At 58.5% G+C, this 568-nt stretch carries 1 protein-coding gene and 1 pseudogene; both read right to left on the bottom strand.

Features of this window, described 5'->3' with window-relative positions; genetic code table 11:
- Positions 1–92 (bottom strand): annotated as a pseudogene (locus IV91_RS19785) (restriction endonuclease subunit S); the annotation flags it as partial.
- Positions 89–568, bottom strand: a 480-nt coding sequence (locus IV91_RS0111355) for a PDDEXK nuclease domain-containing protein (protein WP_035417922.1), incomplete at its 5' end; no start/stop codon positions are given. The pseudogene IV91_RS19785 and the gene IV91_RS0111355, both read right to left, overlap by 4 nt.

Raw genomic sequence — 568 nt, 5'->3', positions numbered from 1 at the left:
TTGATTCTTGCAACATCCCAACCCTCAGGCACCTCCCCAATCCACTCCACCCCCGAATCTTTGTAGGCAGGGTAAGGTTTGTAATGACTCATACGTTATCTCCTTCCGGCATCGGTAGTACCGCTACCCGCTCACGGGCATACGCAATTGCGCGATGCAACCGTTCCCGTAACACATTGGCTGGCGGCAGTTCGGTCAGGTATTCGGCGACGTGGATGGATTTTTCGTCCAGTTGCAGCAGTTCGACCTGCTCGGCATCCGCCCCGGCGCACAGGATGAGGCCAATGGGCGCTTCCTCGCCGGGTGCGCGCTCGTGCTTGTCCAGCCAGCGCAGATAGAGTTCCATCTGGCCGGTGTGCGCCGGCTGGAAGGATTCCAGCTTGAGCTCAACCGCAACCAGGCGGCGCAAGTGGCGATGGTAAAAGAGCAGATCGAGATAGAAATCGTCTTTGCCGACGCTCATGCGCTTTTGTCGGGCGACGAAGCAGAAGCCGCTGCCCAGTTCCAGCAGCACCGATTCCATTTCGCGCAGGATGGCCAACTCCAGGTCTTTCTCGCTGTAAGCACC

Source organism: Ferrovum myxofaciens, assembly GCF_000735045.1.
In the GTDB taxonomy this organism is placed as follows: domain Bacteria; phylum Pseudomonadota; class Gammaproteobacteria; order Burkholderiales; family Ferrovaceae; genus Ferrovum; species Ferrovum myxofaciens.
The sequence above is the reverse complement of the archived record's forward strand: the minus strand, read 5'-3'. Positions and strand labels throughout refer to the sequence as shown.